The organism is Streptomyces sp. UW30 (genome assembly GCF_008042075.1).
Classification (GTDB): domain Bacteria; phylum Actinomycetota; class Actinomycetes; order Streptomycetales; family Streptomycetaceae; genus Streptomyces.
Genome location: NZ_RDBN01000056.1, coordinates 1 through 801 on the forward strand (window position 1 = coordinate 1; position 801 = coordinate 801).

At 69.5% G+C, this 801-nt stretch carries 1 protein-coding gene; it reads left to right on the forward strand.

The window, feature by feature from the left end; translation table 11 throughout:
- Window positions 1-801: ParB/RepB/Spo0J family partition protein (locus EAO75_RS43435; protein ID WP_261989684.1), on the forward strand; the 801-nt coding region annotated here is incomplete at both ends.

An 801-nucleotide genomic window follows, 5' to 3' on the forward strand; every position in this document is an offset into this window, starting at 1 on the left:
GTGCACTGATCCCCGCGGCTCCGCAGGAGAAGCAGGTCGCGAATCCCGCATCCGGTACGAACGCCGGAGCCTCGTCACCCGTCATGACCGCCGAGCGCGGTGTGGCCGCTGCGAAGCTGGCCGCGCTGCCCTCCGGCAGTCTGGTCCCGGAGCCGAGCTCCCCGGTCGGTGAGTCGGAGCCGGCCACGGGTCAGACCGACTCCGCCGGGGCGTACTTCGCTGAGATTCCGCTCCCTTCGATCACGCCCAACCCCAGGCAGCCCCGCGAGGTCTTCGACGAGGACGCTCTGGCCGAGCTGGTCACCTCCATCAAGGAGGTCGGTCTCCTCCAGCCCGTCGTCGTACGCAAGGTCGACGAGGACCGCTACGAGCTCATCATGGGTGAGCGCCGTTGGAGGGCGTGCGGCGAAGCCGGTCTGGAGCGCATCCCGGCCATCGTCCGGGCGACCGATGACGAGAAGCTGCTCCTGGATGCACTGCTGGAGAACCTGCACCGGGCTCAGCTGAACCCCCTGGAAGAGGCGGCGGCGTACGACCAGCTGCTGAAGGACTTCAAGTGCACGCATGACCAGCTGGCGGACCGGATCGGCCGGTCCCGTCCGCAGGTCTCCAACACGCTGCGTCTGCTGCGGCTCTCCCCGCCGGTGCAGCGCAGGGTCGCCGCCGGTGTCCTCTCCGCCGGCCATGCGCGGGCCTTGCTGTCGGTGGACGACTCCGAGGAGCAGGACCGGCTGGCCCACCGCATCGTGGCCGAAGGGCTCTCGGTGCGAGCGGTCGAGGAGATCGTCAACCTCCTCGGAT